We start from the raw sequence: 927 nt of genomic DNA on the forward strand, positions 1-927 counted from the left end.
CTTGCCGCTGGGCGCTCCCCGACCGATGATTTTTTAAGTAGTTGATTATATGCCGTTTTTAGGGTATAATAAGAACTTAAGAAATAGAATAAGTTAAGTAGTTGATACTCAATATAGGGTATTTTCCATATTGGAAAATCAGATTTTCCATATTAGAAAGTCACTCTTTCCTATTAGATGTTAAAAAGGAAAATATATTTTGCTTTTTTATTGTATTAATGGAAATTTAAATATTCCTTTGTGGAAAATCAAATTATACTTTTTCACCGATATATAGAAAGTCAAATTTGCCTAAATAGAATGTTTATGGAAAATAAGAAAGTACTCAAATTAACCGATTTTCAAAAAAACGAAGAAAACCCCTTTATGAAACAAGCAATTGAAGGGATTGAGAATCACGTTGTTAAGAAATACAAAAGTAGTACGGGAAGTGATAAAAAAGCTGTAGTTGCTGTTGCTGATACAGATACAGGAGAAGTATTCAAAACCTCGTTTATCCGACAAATAGAAGTAGATGAAGAGCAATTTGCAAAACTATACCTTGCGAATTTTGCCGCTTTTTTCAATCTATCACAAGCAGCTATTCGGGTTTTCGGGTATATTCTAACTTGCATGAAGCCTAAGAATGATATGATAATTTTCGATAGGCGAAAATGCTTAGAATACACCCAATACAAATCAGACAAAGCCATATACAAAGGATTGGCAGAGCTCGTACAAAGTGAAATCATAGCAAGAGGTCCAAACGAATATAATTGGTTCATTAATCCGTTGATTGTCTTTAATGGGGATAGGGTTTCATTTACAAAAACATACGTTCGGAAAAAGACTTTAGCTGCCCAAAAGAAAGAAGAAGCAGAGAAACGACAGTTATCACTTGGTTTTGATGAACTGTAACACTCCATTGAGTGAAGCTGCCGTTTGGTC

The 927-nt window shown here is 33.7% G+C and carries 1 protein-coding gene; it reads left to right on the plus strand.

Annotated features, from left to right (window positions below; genetic code table 11):
* Positions 1 to 306 precede the first annotated feature (306 nt).
* Positions 307 to 897, plus strand: a complete 591-nt coding sequence (locus HMPREF9446_RS07805; RefSeq protein WP_172634246.1) for a RepA protein — start codon at positions 307 to 309, stop codon at positions 895 to 897.
* The last annotated feature ends 30 nt before the right edge of the window (positions 898 to 927 follow it).

The organism is Bacteroides fluxus YIT 12057, assembly GCF_000195635.1.
Lineage (GTDB): Bacteria > Bacteroidota > Bacteroidia > Bacteroidales > Bacteroidaceae > Bacteroides > Bacteroides fluxus.